The following is a 14,539-nucleotide window of genomic DNA, read 5'->3' as shown; positions in this document are numbered from 1 at the left end:
GGAGAATCAACACCATGAGCACCACTGACCTGACCGGCACCACCTTCCCCGAGGGATTCCTGTGGGGCGGTGCCCTGGCCGCCAACCAGTACGAGGGCGCCTACGACGTCGACGGCAAGGGCCTGAGCATCCAGGACGTGATGCCCAAGGGCATCGTCGCCCCGCCCACCGAGGAGCCCACCCCCGACAATCTCAAGCTTGAGGGCATCGACTTCTACCACCGCTATGCCGAGGACATCGCCCTGTTTGCGGAGATGGGCTTCAAGGTCTTCCGCTTCTCGATCGGCTGGAGCCGGATCTTCCCCAAGGGCGACGAGACCGAACCCAATGAGGCCGGCCTGGCCTTCTACGACCGGGTGATCGACGAGTGCGAGAAGCACGGCATCGAACCGCTGGTCACGCTGAGCCACTATGAGACGCCGCTGCACCTGGCCAAGACCTACGACGGCTGGGTGGACCGCCGCTTGATCGGCTTCTACGAAAACTTCGCCCGCACCTGCTTCGAGCGCTACGGCAAGCGGGTCAAGTACTGGCTGACCTTCAACGAGATCAATTCCGTGCTGCACGCACCGTTGATGTCCGGCGGCATCTGGACTCCGCTGCAGCAGCTGTCCAAGCAGGACCTGTACCAGGCGATTCACCACGAACTGGTGGCCTCGGCCTCGGTGACCCGCATCGCGCACGAGATCAACCCCGACCTCAAGGTGGGTTGCATGGTCATCGCCATGCCCATCTACCCGCTCACCCCCAATCCCGCCGACGTGCTCAAGGTGATGCAGGCCGACCACGACAACCTGGCCTTCAGCGACGTGCACGTCCGCGGAACCTACCCGGGCTACTTCCTGCGCAAGCTGCGGGAGCTGGGCGTCGAGCTGGACATCACCGACGAGGACCGCAACACGCTGAAGAACACTGTCGACTTCGTCAGCTTCAGCTACTACGTGAGCATCTGCGAGACCTCAGATCCCACCAAGCAGACCAAGGGCGAGGGCAACATCATCGGAGGCGTGCCCAACCCTCATCTGGAGGCTTCCGAATGGGGTTGGCAGATCGATCCTGTCGGCCTGCGGATCATCCTCAACCAGTTCTGGGACCGCTGGCAGAAGCCACTGTTCATCGTCGAGAACGGCCTGGGCGCCAAGGACGAGCTGGTGGAGGTCGATGGCGTGAAGACCGTCATCGACGACTACCGGATCCAGTACCTCAACGACCACTTGGTGCAGGTGCGCGAAGCCATCGCCGACGGCGTCGAACTGTGGGGTTACACCTGGTGGGGCCCGATCGACGTGGTCAGTGCCTCGACGGCGCAGCTGAGCAAGCGCTACGGCTTCATCTACGTCGACCGCAATGACGACGGCACCGGCACGCTGGAGCGCCACAAGAAGAAGTCCTTCGACTTCTACCAGCAGGTCATCGCCACCAACGGCGCCAGCCTGCGCTAGCACCCCACGGCCGTGGCCACGGCGGCCGAGCTTGTCGAGGCCCCTCGACAAGCTCGGGGATCGGGTCAGCAAGCTCGGGGAAACGGATCAGGTCCGACGGCCGAGCCTGTCGAGGCCACCCCTCGACAGGCTCGGGGATCGGGTCGACAGGCTCGAGGACCGGGGCTTGGATGGACCCAGGAGGAAGTCAATGATGGAACTGCTCCGCGTCTTCAACAACAACGTCGTGTTGGCGCGTGATGAGGCCGGCCGTGAAGTGGTGCTCACCGGACGAGGCCTGGGCTTCCAGGCCAAGCCGGGCCGCCGAGTGGACGAGTCCAAGGTGGTGCGCACCTTCGTGCCAGACGACGGGCGCAGCGCCGACAACTTCGGCCAGCTGCTCGCCTCCATCCCACCCGAACACGTCGACCTGGCCGCCCGTGCACTGGAAGGCATCCGGGGGCAGCTCGACGCGCCCCTGCCGTCGAGCACACTGGTGGCCCTGGCCGACCACCTGAGCTTTGCCATCAAGCGCACGCAGGCGAGCATCGCCATCGACTACCCCTTGCGCGCCGAGGTGGTGCACCTGTACCCGCGTGAGGTCGCGCTGGCCGAGCAGGTGGTGCAGGCCATCAACGCAGAGATCCAGCCGCCCCTGGACCCGGATGAGGCGATGCCGATCGCGCTGCACCTGGTCAATGCCAGCTTCAACACCGGAGACCTGAGCGCCACCTATCAGATGACCGGGTTGTTCAGCCAGATCTTCGACGTGGTCGAGAGCGCCACCGGCCATCCGATCGACCGCGACTCGGCCAATGCCGCTCGCTTCATCACGCACCTGCGTTACTTCTTCATCCGCGCCAAGGACGGGGCCCAACTGGACGACGAACTCACGCCCCTGGCCGAGAGTCTGCACTCGACCTACCCCGACGCCACCCGGGCGGCCCATCGAGTCAGCGAGATCCTCGAGCTGCGGTTGGGCACCACGGTGTCGGCCAGCGAAACCACCTACCTCGCAATGCACATCGCGCGCCTCACCTCCCCCTCGCGCGCCGCCACCGAAAGTGACAAGCCATGACCAAGTCCAAGATCCTGCTGCTCGACGTCGACGGCACCCTGGTGCGCCATGACACCTCGTTGCCCAGCTCTGCTGCGGAGGCAGTTCGTGCGGCGCGCGCCGCCGGACACCAGCTCTTCATCTGCACCGGCCGGGCAAAGGCCGAGATCTACGAGCACCTGTGGGAGCTGGGCCTGGACGGGATGATCGGTGGGAACGGCTCCTACATCGAGCACCACGACGAGGTGGTCCACCACCAGGTGCTCGATGTCGACGTCGTGCAGCAGGCCATCGACTGGCTGGAGTCCAGGCACCTGGCCTTCTACCTGGAATGCAATTCGGGCCTCTTCGGCAGCCCGGAGCTCTTCGAACAGGCGGCCGATCGGCTCGGGAAGACCCCCGCCTACGTGCGAGACATCTTCCCCGAGATGGTCCACGACACCTCCCGCGGCCACGACGACGTCAACAAGATCAGCTTCGTCCTGCCGCGCGGGACTGACCTCGACGAACTGCGCAGGCTCTTCGACGGCCGGGCCAGTGTGGCCTCCTGGACCGCGAGCGGCGTCGAGGACGAGTTCGGAGAGATCGGCCAGTTGGGCGTTGACAAGGGCAGGGGCGTGCGCTTGCTCGCCGACCACCTGGGCCGAGGCACCGACGACTTCATCGCCTTCGGCGACGCTCGCAGCGACATTGCGTTGCTGGAGTCGTGCGGCACCGGCGTCGCGATGGGTCAGGCACCCGACGAGTTGAAGGGCGTCGCCACCTGGGTGACCGACTCCGTCGACGACGATGGCCTTGCCCACGCCTTCGAGAGGCTCGGGCTCGTCTGAGCCCCCTCCAAACCCCAGTCCGACGACCGCTTCCGTCCCACCAATTGGCTTTCCTATATACCCCCAGGGGTACTATTGTGGTGATCGAAAGACCACACAGGAGAAGTCAATGAAACTCGTCGTCATCGGTGGCGTTGCCGCCGGTATGTCCATGGCCGCTCGGGCACGCCGCCTCGATGAGCACGCGGAGATCGTCGTGCTCGAGCGCTCCCACTACGTCTCATTCGCCAACTGTGGCCTGCCCTACCACGTGGGCGGCGTGATCTCCGACCGGGAGCGGCTGCTGCTGCAGACTCCCGAGAGCCTGCGGGAAAGCCTCGACCTCGACGTGCGAACCGGACACGAGGTGATCGGGATCGATCCCCAGGCCCGAACCGTCACGGTGCGCGAGGTGGCCACCGGTCACGAGTACACCGAGCAGTACGACGAACTGGGGCTGTGCATGGGCGCCGCCCCCATCACCCCACAGCTGCCCGGCCATGACCTGCCCGGCATCCACACGCTGCGCCAGGTCGAGGACATGGATGCGATCCTGGAGCGCACTCGAAGCGTGGAATCCCGCGGTGACAAGCCCTTGCGCGCCCTGGTGGTGGGCGCCGGCTTCATCGGACTGGAGGCCGCGGAGAACCTGCACGAGCGCGGCGCCCAGGTGCACATCGTGGAGCTGGCACCGCAGATCCTCCCGCCGCTCGACCACGAGATCGCCGCTCCCGTCGAACAGGTGCTGCGCACCGCCGGGGTGCAGTTGCACCTGGGCACCGCAGTGGAGGCCTTCGCGCCCGCCCAAGGTGATTCGCTCACGGCCACCTTGGACGACGGCACCAGCATCGAGGCCGACCTGGTGATCCTGTCGATCGGCGTGCGGCCACTGACGGAGCTGGCCGTCGCCGCTGGCCTCGAGCTCGGCCCGCGCGGCGGCATCGTCGTGGACGAGCAGCAGCGCACCAGCACCCCGCACATCTGGGCTGCCGGTGACGTGGTGGAGCACCGGCACACCGTCCTGCCCGGTGAGCACCTGGTGCCGTTGGCCGGCCCAGCCAATCGGCAGGGCAGGGTGGCCGCCGACAACATCTGCGGTCGCGAGGTCAGCTACCGCTCCAGCCAGGCCACCTCGGTGGTCAAGGTCTTCACCATGACCGCCGCCAGCACCGGTGCGAACGAACGCCAGTTGAAGGCGGCGGGGCTGCCCCACACCGCCATCCACGTGCATCCCACCGGTCATGCCGCCTACTACCCCGGCACCTCACCGATGCACCTCAAGGTGCTCTTCGATCCGGCCGACGGCCGCCTGCTGGGCGCGCAGGCCTGCGGCACCGATGGCGTCGACAAGCGCATCGACGTGATCGCCACTGCGCTGCGGTTGGGTGGCACCGTGATGGACCTCGAGGAGCTGGAGCTGTGCTACGCCCCGCCCTTCGGCTCCGCCAAGGATCCGGTGAACATGGCGGGATTCCTGGCCCACAACGTGATCAAGGGTGACGCCAGGCTCTGGTACCCGGGTGATTCCCTGACGGGATGCCGCGTGGTGGACGTGCGCGAACCCGAGGAGTTCGCGGTCTGGAACCTGCCCGATTCGCAGAACGTGCCGCTGGGCCAGCTGCGCACCAGCTTCGACGACTGGGACCGCAACCAGCCGATCCGCCTGCTGTGCGCCGTGGGCTTCCGCAGCTACCTGGCCCAGCGGATCCTGGTGCAGAACGGCTTCACCGACGTCGCCTTCCTCTCCGGAGGAAGCGTCACCCATCGGGCATGGTTCCCCACCCAGCCGGGCAGCCCCGACCAGCCAGACAGCCCCACCCAGCCCGACAGCTTGGAGAATCCCGTGACCCCCACCTCATCGAGCTCCGCGCAGGCCTTCGGCTTCACCGACGCCACCTCGGCCGCCCGCACGCTGCTGGACGTCGACTGCACCGGCTTGGCCTGCCCGGGCCCGATCATGAAGCTCACCGAGAGCATGAAGGACCTCAACCCCGGCGACGAGATCGTCGCCCACGTCTCCGATCCCGGCTTCGCCGCCGACGCCCCGGCCTGGGCCAAGCGCAATGGGCACGAACTGGTGGAGATCACGCCCGACGGGGCGGGGCTGCGGGCCGTCTTCCGCAAGGGCGGCGCCGTCCAGACCGCGCCGCAGCCGCGCCTGACCGAGGCGGCGCAGCAGTCGAAGAATTCCTTCGTCGTCTTCTCCGGTGACCTGGACAAGATGATCGCGGCCTTCATCATCGCCAATGGCGCCCTGGCCATGGGCAATGACGTGAGCATGTTCTTCACCTTCTGGGGCCTCAACGCCCTGCGCGATCCGAAGGCACCCAAGCGGGAGATGAAGCCGATGGACAAGATGATGAAGACGATGATGCCCTCCAGCGCCGAGGCCCTCACGCTGAGCCAGATGCACATGGGTGGCGCGGGCACCGCGATGATCAAGAACGTGATGAAGCAGCACAATGTGGCCAGCGTGCCGGAGCTGATCCAGTCGGCGATCGACAACGGCGCGCGACTGATTGCCTGCACCATGACGATGGAGCTGCTCGGCATCGCCGAGAGCGACCTGCTGCCGGGTGTGGAGTTCGGTGGCGTGGCGACCTTCCTCGACGAGGCAGGTGACTCCCAGACCACCCTGTTCATCTGATCGGCCCGATACAACTGGTCGTTCTTCGTGGTGGAGCCCCCTGCGGGGCTGCGGGGGCTCCACCACGGGTCAAGGAATTGTCCTGGCACTAGTGCTTGACGAGGGGATCTGCGCAAGAATGAAGCCACCAAGCCCCACCGAGGAGGCATCGTGACACCGACGTCCCGCCCCGAGAATCCTGCCAGCGACCTTGCCCAGCGCATCGGCGACGTGATCCGTCCCGCCGTGGCGCGGGCCTGGACCAGTGATCGCGTCCAGCAGCTGCGTCGCGTCATCCAGAACGCCCACGTCCCCAATGCCTCCGGGCAGCGTCTGATCGCCGCCCACCATGAGGTGGTGGTGGGCGCGGACCACACCGAACGCTCGGCCACCACGACGCTGGTGATCGAGGCGACCGCCGACGACCTGCGGGGCTGGTCCATCTCGCTCGACCTCGACGAGGGGCAGCAGGTCAGCGCCGAGGCGCTGCTGGGCTGCACCCTCGGCCGGGTGATCCCCGTCGACGAAGGTGCCGACGTCTACGAATTCCTCTTCGATCCCCCGGTGGAGCAGGGCGAGAAGCGCCGCACCCGGCATCGCCTGAACTTCCAGGGCGGAACCGCCTGCACCACCATGGGCTACTCGCTGAGCCGGCCGGCGCAGCTGCTCACCTTGACGGTGAACTTCGAGGGGCCCCTGCCCACCCGCGTCTGGCACAGCGTCCGGCCCGAGCAGGGCCAGGCCGAGGCGAAGGTGCAGCAGGAGCTGACCGTCGGGCCAATGGTGGAGCTGGTGCTCTCCGACCCCGGCGCAGGACGCCACACCATCGACTGGGAGTGGTGAGCCCTGGTCAGAACATGTCGAGCAGCGAGATCGCACCGACGGTGAACACGGCGATGGCCGAGATCACCAGGTAGACCATGAAGAGCTTGCCGTCCTTGATCCTGGGATCGGTCTGGGTGTGCGACAGGTACAGGGTGGCCACCGCCACCCCCATCAGGTAGAGCGCGTTCAGGATGCCGCCCAGGATGACCATCTGCAGCGGTGACTTGACCACGACGGCCAGCAGTCCCCAGATGATGGGCAGGAAGATCATCACGAAGCGCATCGCCTTGTCACGCGCGGCCCGGTCGTACCAGTCGAAGGCGCCGAAGAGGGAGGCCGCCGCGGCGGTCTGTCGGCTCAGGCTAGGGACATTGGCCAGGATCGTCTTGTAGAGCGCGACGGCGGCGAAGACCAGGAAGATGCCACCGGCCCAGCCACCCACGGTGTCGTCGAAGATGCGCTTGAGGACCTTCAGCACCTCATTGCCCGCGGGCTCCAGGCCCTGCGGGTGCAGCACCGCGGCACCGAGCATGTAGAAGGCCATCGTCGACAGCGTGTAGACCACCCAGCTGACCCAGGCGTCCTTCTTCATCACCCCAACCCAACCGCGGGCACGACGGGCCCATTCCTCGGAGCCGTCATTGGGCCCGGTCCAGGCGGCATAGCCCTTCTCGACGCACCAGAAGGAGTAGGAGCTGATCTCGCCCGCACCGACGCCGGTGAGGCCGAACATGCCCAGCGCGATGCCCATGGTGCCGGCGGCGATCCTGAACTGCATGCCGTCGGCCAGGTCGCTGCCGCTCCAGGCGAAGGGGGTGAACTGGATGCCGAAGACCATCACCACCACGGCGGCGGTGACCAGCACCACCAGCACCGTCGAGACGCGTTCCACGATGCTGTAGCGATTGGTGAAGTGGATCGCGATGGCCAGGGCCACCATCAGCACCACCCAGAAGCCGACCGAGACCGGTGACATCGGTGCGCCCGCCACGGGCACCAGCATCGACATGGCCAAGCCTGCGGCGGCCAGCACGCCGGCCTGGCTGGTGAGGAATTGCAGGAACATCAGGATGACCAGGTAGCTCATCCAACCCCGCTTGCCGATCCGCGGCGGCACGTCGTCATAACCCAGCGTTCCGGGCCGTCCGGTGGAGATGGACCACCGGGCCAGTTCGATCTGCACGGCGACCTTCACGAAGGTGGAGACCAGCACCAGCCACAGCAGCAGGAAGCCGACCTTGGCACCCAGCGCGGTGGCGGTGAGCAGTTCACCCGAGCCCACCACCGCGGCGGAGGTGATCATGCCGGGGCCCAGGAATCGCAGGCTGGGACCCCAGCCGACGGGCGGTTCCTGGATCTTGGCAGGATCGAGGACATAGGGGTCGCCCTGCTCCTCGGCATTGGCGACGACGGGGGCATTGGCGACGACGGGGGCATTGGCGACGACGGGCTCTTGGGCCATGGCGTTCTCCTGTGAACGTCGGGACTGAGTCGCCCCACGCTACCCCCGCGATTCACTGCTCCGGTCGACTTGGCGGCCTTTGCAGGGGCACGGCTCCCCGCGGGATAGGACTGCCCACCGCCCGCGTGGTGGGCGCCGAGCGGCCACACCTACGCTGGAGCCCATGTACGTCCCCAACCACTTCCGGCTTCCCGACGAGTACACGCGCCAGCTCCTGGCCACGCCGCGTGCCGGCAACCTGGTCACCTGCCACGACGACGGCCCCGACGCCACCCTGGTGCCCTTCCACTACGACCAGGACCGCAATGTGCTCGTCACCCACCTGGTGCGCAACAATCCCCAGGCGGTCAGGGAGGTCACGGGCCCCGCGATGGTGGTCTTCGACGAGGCCGACGCCTACGTCTCGCCCACCTGGTATGCCACCAACGACGCACTGCCCAATGTGCCCACCTGGGACTACATCACGGTGCACGTGTGGGGCCCGATGCGCGTGGACGCCAGCCCCGAGGCCGCCCTGGCCGCCGCTCGCGAACTGACGCACCGCTTCGAGGATTCCGACGTGCTCGCACCCGTGGGCGAGGAGAAGCTGCAGCGGATGGCGCGCTCCATCGTCAGCGTCGAGGTGGGCGTCGACCGGATCGAGGCGAAGGCCAAGATGAGCCAGAACCGGCATCCCGACGACGTGCGCAGCCTGATCACCGCGCTCGAGGAGCAGGGCGAGACGACGCTGGTGGACTTCCTTCGGACGGTGAGCCTGCCGCACGCGCAGCAGCGCTACGAGATGATCTCCGAGCTGCGTGGCGGCAAGGCCGTCGACGTGCGCCTCAGCCCCGCCGACTGAGACAAGCCCAGGATCGGCCCGCAGCACCCCGGGTGTCAGGCATTGGCCTCGCACCAGGCCTTGAACTGCTCCATCGAGCCTTGGGTGTTGGCGCGAAAGGCCTGCTGCCCCTGCTCGCCGATGCCTTCGGCCATGCCAGGCGGCAGCAGGAAGACGTGCTCGGCCAACCACTCGGTGCCGCCGTCCACGTCGTGGAAGGTGCTGTGGCTCTCGTTGCGTACCGGTCCGAGCAGGTAGACGCAGTCGAGGCTGTGGGCATCGCGTCGCTCCACCTTCTCGATCATCACGCCGTCGCCGGGCACGTTGTCGAAGTGCAGCTTGCTCACCGATCCGGGGCGTCCCGGCTCACCCTGCACCTGCTCATGGCGAGCCAGGCCGGCCTGCCACTCGGGAGCCCGTTGCGGGTCGGTCATCAGCTCCAGCACGCGCTCCCGGGGCACGGCGATGGTCACGCGACAGGTGTAGCGCATCAGGCATCACGCCCCGTGCTGCGCAGCTGCTGCAGCCAGGCGGCCGCCTTCTCGTAGGCCTCGTCGGTGGCGCTGGCGGGCACCCGGGTCTTCACCCGGTCGGCACGCGCGTAGGAGCCCAGGAAGACCACCTTCTTGCACACGCGGTGCAGTCCGGTCAGCGCCTCCCCCATGCGCGCGTCCAGCACGTGCCCCTCCGCGTCGATCGAGAAGCAGTACTGGCCCAGGGTCGTCTTGGTGGGACGCGACTCGATTCGGCTCAGGTTCACGCCACGTCCGGTGAACTGGTCGAGGATCTCCTGCAGCGAGCCGGGATGGTCCTCGTGCATGTAGGCCACCAGCGTCGTCTTGTCGGCACCGGTCGGCGCGCTGGGCGCACCCTGCTTGGAGACCAGCACGAAGCGCGTGACGGCAGCCTCGTTGTCGGCGATGCCGGAGGCGACGGCCTCCAGGCCGTACATCTGTCCGGCCACCATCGCGCAGATCGCCGCGTCGTGACGGGAGTCGGGGTTGGAGACCTCCAACGCACCGGCCGCGGTCGAGCCGCCCTCGGTCATCACCTGGGCCTCGGGCACCCTGGCGGCGATCCAGTCACGGGTCTGGTTGTAGGCGTGGGGGTGGGTGACGATGCTGCGAATCTGGTCGATGGACGTCCCCGGTCGCACGAACAGCCCGAACTGCACCGGGAGCAGCACCTCGCGCACGATCATCAGACGATCCCCGGAGGCCAGGTTGTCGAGCGTCGCCGAGACCCCGCCCTCCATGGAGTTCTCGATCGGGACGACGACGGCCTCCACCTCACCGGCACGCACCGCGTCGAGGGCGGCCGCCACCGTGGCGAAGGGACGGGCCTCGTCGCTGCTGATCGTGAGCAGCGCCTGATGGGTGAAGGTTCCGGCCGGGCCGAAGTATCCGAGCATGCAGGCGAGTCTAGGTCTCCGGCCCCCACGATCCGGTGGTGCTTGCACGGTGGACGAAACATTTGGCGAAAATCCCCGGCACGCTCGGGAACCATTTGGGTTGCTCGGGCGACTGGTGCTGTGACATCCCAACCACGAGCATGGAGAACCCCATATGTTCACCCTCACAGCCGTCCCGGTGAAGTTCATCGGACTGTTGCTGCTGTTCACCTTCACCACCGCCTACGAGCTCCTGCAGACCGGCCGGGCCCGCAAGGCGATCCCGCGCACCTCGCACGGGCTGCACCTGGCGATGAGCGTGATCATGCTGCTGATGGTGCCCAAGAGCTGGTGGGTTCCCTTCCGCACGGTGGTGCCGGTGCCGATCTCGATCGCCTTGATGGCGCTGGGCGTGCTGTGGTTCGCGTGGCTGGCGGTGCGCGCCGAAGCCGGGCAGCGCTCCCACGCGGTGGGCTGTGCCCTCATGTTCAGCGCGATGGTGTGGCACTTGGTGGCGATGATGGTGAAGATGCACAACATGAAGGCCATGCAGATGGCCCCCATGTCGTCGAGCCAGCACACGATGAACCACGGCGCACCGCCCATGAACCACGGCGCCATGGCCACCGGGAGCGGCTCGACGCTGTGGTGGCTGGCCGTGATCGGCATTCCCCTGATGGCCTGGCTGCTGTGGGCCAGCTGGCGCGGTGCCGCGATGGCGGTGACCGAACCGGGCCACCGGCTGGCCGGCCTGAACGCCTTCGCCATGAACTTCGGCATGTTCTGGATGAGCACGGGGCTGCTGGTGCCCATCCTGCCCTTCTTCAAGTACCTGGCCTTCTGACGAGCCAGGCGGGTCTGGCTACTTGAGCAGTTTGCTCATCCGACGATCCGCGAGCACCTTGCCACCGGTCTGGCAGCCCGGGCAGTACTGCAGCGACGAGTCGGCGAAGCTCACCTGGGCGATCGTCGTGCCGCAGACCTCGCAGGGCTCGCCCGCGCGGCCATGCACCCGCAGGTTGCTGCGCTTGTCGTCCTTGAGGTCCTTGGCCGCCAGGCCGACGGCACGCTCGACCGCGTCGGTGAGCGTGCCGCGCAGGGCCGTGTAGAGCACGTCACGCTCGTCGCCGTCCAGGCCGGCGACGGGTCTGAAGGGGCTCAGGCGGGCTGCGTGCAGGATCTCGTCCGAGTAGGCATTGCCGATTCCCGCGATGGTGCGCTGGTCGCGCAGCACACCCTTGACCTGTGCCTTGCCCGCGGCATCCAGGATGGCGTCGAAGGACTGCCGCGTGAAGTCGGCTGCCAGCGGGTCTGGCCCCAAGGAGGCGATGGCCGGCACCTGCTGCGGGTCGGTGACCACGTGGATCGCCAGCTTGCGTTGGGTCCCGGCCTCGGTGAGGTCGAAACCGGCATCGTCGTCCAGCCCCACCCGCAGGCTCAGTGGCCCCTTGCCCGGGCGCACCGGACGGGTGGGCAGGGCCTCGTGCCACTTCACCCAGCCGGCCCGGGCCAGGTGGAAGCACAGGTGCAGTCCTTGCGCCTGGACGGCCAGGAACTTCCCGTGCCTGGCCACCCCGTCGATCTCGAGGCCCAGCAGCGCATCCAGCGGCGGATCGTAGGTCTTGAGGGCGCTGAAGGTCAGCAGCTCCACCCGGGCGAAGACCCGCCCACGCAGCCGCTCGTCCAGGAAGCCGCGCAGGGCTTCCACCTCGGGCAGTTCAGGCATCGTCGTCTCCTCCATCCCAGTGGGCCCACTCGTCCAGCTCGCCCCACTCGTCGCGCTCACCCCACGGTGTGGCGGTGGCCTGTCGCTCGGCGAACAGCTCCAGCAGCTGCGGCCCCGGCAGCGCGTCGCCAAGCCCCGGCGCGCCCCAGTCGAGCGGCGGGCAGTCGAGGGCCTGGTCGAGCAGGCTCAGGTACCCCACCCGTTCCAGCTCGACGACGCCCAGGCTGGCCAGGTGATCGGTGCGCCACTGCACGTCGAGCACCCGATTGGCGACGCCATCGCACAGCGCCGTGACCAAGCGCAGCAGTGCCACCTTGGAGGCGTCGCGGCCCAGGACGGGATCGTGGAACATGGACTCACCGGCGAACAGCCCACGGATCGCGACGCCGTAGAGCCCTCCGACGAGGTTGCCGTCGGCATCCCAGGTTTCCACCGAATGGGCGAAGCCTCGTTGGTGCAGCCGGGTGTAGACGCGACGGATGTCGTCGTCGATCCAGCCGTGCGGCCGCTGCGGATCAGCACAGCCCTCCAACACCTCGTCGAAGGCGGCATCCACCGTGGTCACGTAACGCTTCGCGCTCTTGCGCAGGCTCCGGCTGGCCTTGACCCGCGACAGCGGCAACACACCGCGCTGCATCGGCGACCACCAGCCCATCTCCCCCTCGAAGCCCGATTCGTGCAGGGGCATGGGGAACAGACCGGAGCAGTACGCCTGCAACGCCAATTCCTCGTCGAACTCAGTCGAGAAGGCGATCAGGTCCTGATCCGGCCATTGCGTCCAGGGACCGAAGACGTGGGCCAGCACGTCTCCGAGTGTGGCACTCGGCTGTGACAATTTCGCGTCGCGTGCCACGGGGCCCGGCAGCCGCGTGGGTTTGCGGGCTTCGCGTGGGTTGCAACCCGAGCGGAAGCCCAGAACCCGAGCGGAACCCCAGAACCCGAGCGGAACCCCAGAACCCGAGCGGCTGCACCTCAGCGCGCCTCGCGCGGCACCCACTCCACCAGTTCGGGGCCGACGTAGACCTGGCGTGGCCGGTAGATGCGGCCCGCCGGATCCTCGTTGACCTCCTTCCAGTTGGCGATCCACCCGGGCATCCGGCCGATCGCGAACATCACCGTGTACATGTTCAGCGGGATGCCGATGGCGCGCAGCAGGATCCCGGAGTAGAAGTCCACATTCGGGTACAGCTTGCGCTCCACGAAGTAGTCATCGTTGAGCGCGACCTCCTCCAGCTCCAGCGCGATGTCCAGCAGCGGATCGTGCACGCCCTGGGCCTGCAGCAGGTCGTCGACGGCGGTCTTGAGGATCCGGGAACGAGGATCGAAGTTGCGGTAGACGCGGTGTCCGAAGCCCTGCAGCTTGATGCCCGAGGTCTTGTCCTTGACCTGGGCCACGTATTCGGCCGTGCTCGTCCCCGAACGGTGCAACTGCTGCAGCATCTGGACTGCCGCCATGTTGGCCCCTCCGTGCCGCGGGCCCCACAGCGCCGCGACGCCCGCGGAGCAGGCGGTGTAGAGGTTCGCCTGCGAGCTGGCCACCATCCGCACCGTCGAGGTGGAGCAGTTCTGCTCGTGGTCGGCGTGGAGCACGAAGAACAGGTTGAGCGCCCGCTGCACCTCGGGGGTGGGCTCGTAGAGCTTGTAGGGCAGGGAGAACATCATGTGCAGCAGGTTCTCGACGTACTTCAGGTCATGCCGCGGGTAGATCAGCGGCTCGCCCTTGTGTGACTTGTAGGAGGCGGCCGCGATGGTGCGCACCTTGCTCATCAGGTGGGCGGCGGCGTGCAGGAAGCTCTCCTCGTCGGTGATCTTGGGACGCGTGTGGGTGCTCATCGCGTTGATCATCGAATTCATGATGGCCATCGGGTGGCCACTCTCGTGGAAGGCCTCGAAGTGCTTGCCCATGTCCGGGTGCAAGGCCGAGGACTGCATCAGCAGGTCGGAGAAGTGGTCACGTTCCGTCTGGGTGGGCAGGTGCCCGAAGATCACCAGCCAGGCGGTCTCCACGAAGGAGGACTTGTTCTGCGCCAACTGTTCGATCGGGACGCCGCGGTAGCGCAGGATGCCCTGCTCGCCGTCGATGAAGCTGATGGCCGAACGGCAGGAGCCCGTGTTGCCGTAGCCGTCGTCCAGGGTGATCAGGCCGGTCTGGGCGCGCAGCCGACTGATGTCGATGGCGCGTTCGCCCATGCTGCCGGTGACCACGGGAAGTACGTGACTGACACCGTCGACGACCAAGGTGATGGTCTGCTGGTCCATTTCTCCTACCTTCCGTAGTGGATTACCCCATCGTCGGCCCTCCGTCCGGGATTCGGGCACACGGTCCGCATGGTGGCCGCACGGTCGGGGCTTTGCGCCCACCGCGAATGCGGGTGCAATCAGGGGGCCGCACGCTGGGGAGAG

Annotated in this window: 13 protein-coding genes; 7 read left to right on the top strand and 6 right to left on the bottom strand. The window is 67.2% G+C overall.

The window, feature by feature from the left end:
• Positions 1 to 14: 14 nt before the first annotated feature.
• The 5 genes from ACOAMO_RS06090 to ACOAMO_RS06070 all read left to right on the top strand — a co-directional run bounded on the left by ACOAMO_RS06090 (position 15) and on the right by ACOAMO_RS06070 (position 6,756).
• Positions 15 to 1,442 carry a glycoside hydrolase family 1 protein gene (locus tag ACOAMO_RS06090; RefSeq protein ID WP_420176695.1) on the top strand — a complete coding sequence of 476 codons (1,428 nt, stop codon included), beginning with the start codon at positions 15 to 17 and terminating at the stop codon, positions 1,440 to 1,442.
• Positions 1,443 to 1,632: 190 nt separating this feature from the next.
• Positions 1,633 to 2,499 carry a PRD domain-containing protein gene (locus ACOAMO_RS06085; RefSeq protein WP_420176694.1) on the top strand — a complete coding sequence of 289 codons (867 nt, stop codon included), beginning with the start codon at positions 1,633 to 1,635 and terminating at the stop codon, positions 2,497 to 2,499.
• On the top strand, positions 2,496 to 3,308 hold the full coding sequence (locus tag ACOAMO_RS06080) for an HAD family hydrolase (RefSeq protein WP_420176693.1): 813 nt from the start codon (positions 2,496 to 2,498) through the stop codon (positions 3,306 to 3,308). The genes ACOAMO_RS06085 and ACOAMO_RS06080 overlap by 4 nt, the downstream gene beginning before the upstream one ends.
• A gap of 109 nt (positions 3,309 to 3,417) precedes the next feature.
• The gene (locus tag ACOAMO_RS06075) at positions 3,418 to 5,934 is read left to right on the top strand and encodes an FAD-dependent oxidoreductase (RefSeq protein ID WP_420176692.1); all 2,517 of its coding nucleotides are present in this window, start codon (positions 3,418 to 3,420) and stop codon (positions 5,932 to 5,934) included.
• Positions 5,935 to 6,084: 150 nt separating this feature from the next.
• Positions 6,085 to 6,756, top strand: coding sequence for a hypothetical protein (locus ACOAMO_RS06070; RefSeq protein ID WP_420176691.1), 672 nt, complete (start codon positions 6,085 to 6,087; stop codon positions 6,754 to 6,756).
• A 7-nt stretch (positions 6,757 to 6,763) separates the two neighbouring features.
• Here the strand turns inward: ACOAMO_RS06070 and ACOAMO_RS06065 are convergent, their stop codons facing one another.
• Positions 6,764 to 8,200, bottom strand: coding sequence for an Nramp family divalent metal transporter (locus ACOAMO_RS06065; RefSeq protein ID WP_420176690.1), 1,437 nt, complete (start codon positions 8,198 to 8,200; stop codon positions 6,764 to 6,766).
• 163 nt (positions 8,201 to 8,363) lie between these two features.
• Here ACOAMO_RS06065 and ACOAMO_RS06060 point away from each other — a divergent pair, with 163 nt between their 5' ends.
• Positions 8,364 to 9,041 carry an FMN-binding negative transcriptional regulator gene (locus ACOAMO_RS06060; RefSeq protein WP_420176689.1) on the top strand — a complete coding sequence of 226 codons (678 nt, stop codon included), beginning with the start codon at positions 8,364 to 8,366 and terminating at the stop codon, positions 9,039 to 9,041.
• A 35-nt stretch (positions 9,042 to 9,076) separates the two neighbouring features.
• Here the strand turns inward: ACOAMO_RS06060 and ACOAMO_RS06055 are convergent, their stop codons facing one another.
• Complete coding sequence (locus ACOAMO_RS06055) at positions 9,077 to 9,493, bottom strand: SRPBCC family protein (RefSeq protein WP_420176688.1); 417 nt, start codon at positions 9,491 to 9,493, stop codon at positions 9,077 to 9,079.
• Positions 9,494 to 9,510: 17 nt separating this feature from the next.
• Positions 9,511 to 10,431: a prephenate dehydratase gene (pheA, locus tag ACOAMO_RS06050; RefSeq protein WP_420176687.1), complete on the bottom strand. Its 921-nt coding sequence runs from the start codon at positions 10,429 to 10,431 to the stop codon at positions 9,511 to 9,513.
• A 154-nt stretch (positions 10,432 to 10,585) separates the two neighbouring features.
• On the opposite strand from pheA, the gene ACOAMO_RS06045 reads away from it, so the two are divergent.
• Positions 10,586 to 11,254: a DUF5134 domain-containing protein gene (locus ACOAMO_RS06045; RefSeq protein ID WP_420176686.1), complete on the top strand. Its 669-nt coding sequence runs from the start codon at positions 10,586 to 10,588 to the stop codon at positions 11,252 to 11,254.
• 18 nt (positions 11,255 to 11,272) lie between these two features.
• On the opposite strand, the gene ACOAMO_RS06040 is transcribed toward ACOAMO_RS06045, so the two are convergent.
• From ACOAMO_RS06040 to ACOAMO_RS06030, 3 genes are all read right to left on the bottom strand, one after another.
• Positions 11,273 to 12,136 carry an Fpg/Nei family DNA glycosylase gene (locus ACOAMO_RS06040; protein ID WP_420176685.1) on the bottom strand — a complete coding sequence of 288 codons (864 nt, stop codon included), beginning with the start codon at positions 12,134 to 12,136 and terminating at the stop codon, positions 11,273 to 11,275.
• Positions 12,129 to 12,941 (bottom strand): leucyl/phenylalanyl-tRNA--protein transferase, encoded by an 813-nt coding sequence (gene aat / locus ACOAMO_RS06035; RefSeq protein ID WP_420176684.1) that lies wholly within the window; start codon positions 12,939 to 12,941, stop codon positions 12,129 to 12,131. Before aat ends, ACOAMO_RS06040 begins: the two co-directional genes overlap by 8 nt.
• Before the next feature lie 167 nt (positions 12,942 to 13,108).
• Positions 13,109 to 14,395 (bottom strand): citrate synthase, encoded by a 1,287-nt coding sequence (locus tag ACOAMO_RS06030; RefSeq protein ID WP_420176683.1) that lies wholly within the window; start codon positions 14,393 to 14,395, stop codon positions 13,109 to 13,111.
• Positions 14,396 to 14,539 lie beyond the last annotated feature (144 nt).

This window comes from Luteococcus struthionis, assembly GCF_048595755.1.
In the GTDB taxonomy this organism is placed as follows: domain Bacteria; phylum Actinomycetota; class Actinomycetes; order Propionibacteriales; family Propionibacteriaceae; genus Luteococcus.
This window is presented reverse-complemented; position numbering and strand designations above follow the sequence as displayed.

Coding starts and splice junctions, on each gene's coding strand:
- ACOAMO_RS06040 (WP_420176685.1), bottom strand. CDS start 12,136: ATGCCTGAACTGCCCGAGGTGGAAGCCCTGCGCGGCTTCCTGGACGAG.
- ACOAMO_RS06080 (WP_420176693.1), top strand. CDS start 2,496: ATGACCAAGTCCAAGATCCTGCTGCTCGACGTCGACGGCACCCTGGTG.
- ACOAMO_RS06085 (WP_420176694.1), top strand. CDS start 1,633: ATGATGGAACTGCTCCGCGTCTTCAACAACAACGTCGTGTTGGCGCGT.
- ACOAMO_RS06060 (WP_420176689.1), top strand. CDS start 8,364: ATGTACGTCCCCAACCACTTCCGGCTTCCCGACGAGTACACGCGCCAG.
- ACOAMO_RS06045 (WP_420176686.1), top strand. CDS start 10,586: ATGTTCACCCTCACAGCCGTCCCGGTGAAGTTCATCGGACTGTTGCTG.
- ACOAMO_RS06090 (WP_420176695.1), top strand. CDS start 15: ATGAGCACCACTGACCTGACCGGCACCACCTTCCCCGAGGGATTCCTG.
- ACOAMO_RS06075 (WP_420176692.1), top strand. CDS start 3,418: ATGAAACTCGTCGTCATCGGTGGCGTTGCCGCCGGTATGTCCATGGCC.
- ACOAMO_RS06065 (WP_420176690.1), bottom strand. CDS start 8,200: ATGGCCCAAGAGCCCGTCGTCGCCAATGCCCCCGTCGTCGCCAATGCC.
- pheA (WP_420176687.1), bottom strand. CDS start 10,431: ATGCTCGGATACTTCGGCCCGGCCGGAACCTTCACCCATCAGGCGCTG.
- ACOAMO_RS06030 (WP_420176683.1), bottom strand. CDS start 14,395: ATGGACCAGCAGACCATCACCTTGGTCGTCGACGGTGTCAGTCACGTA.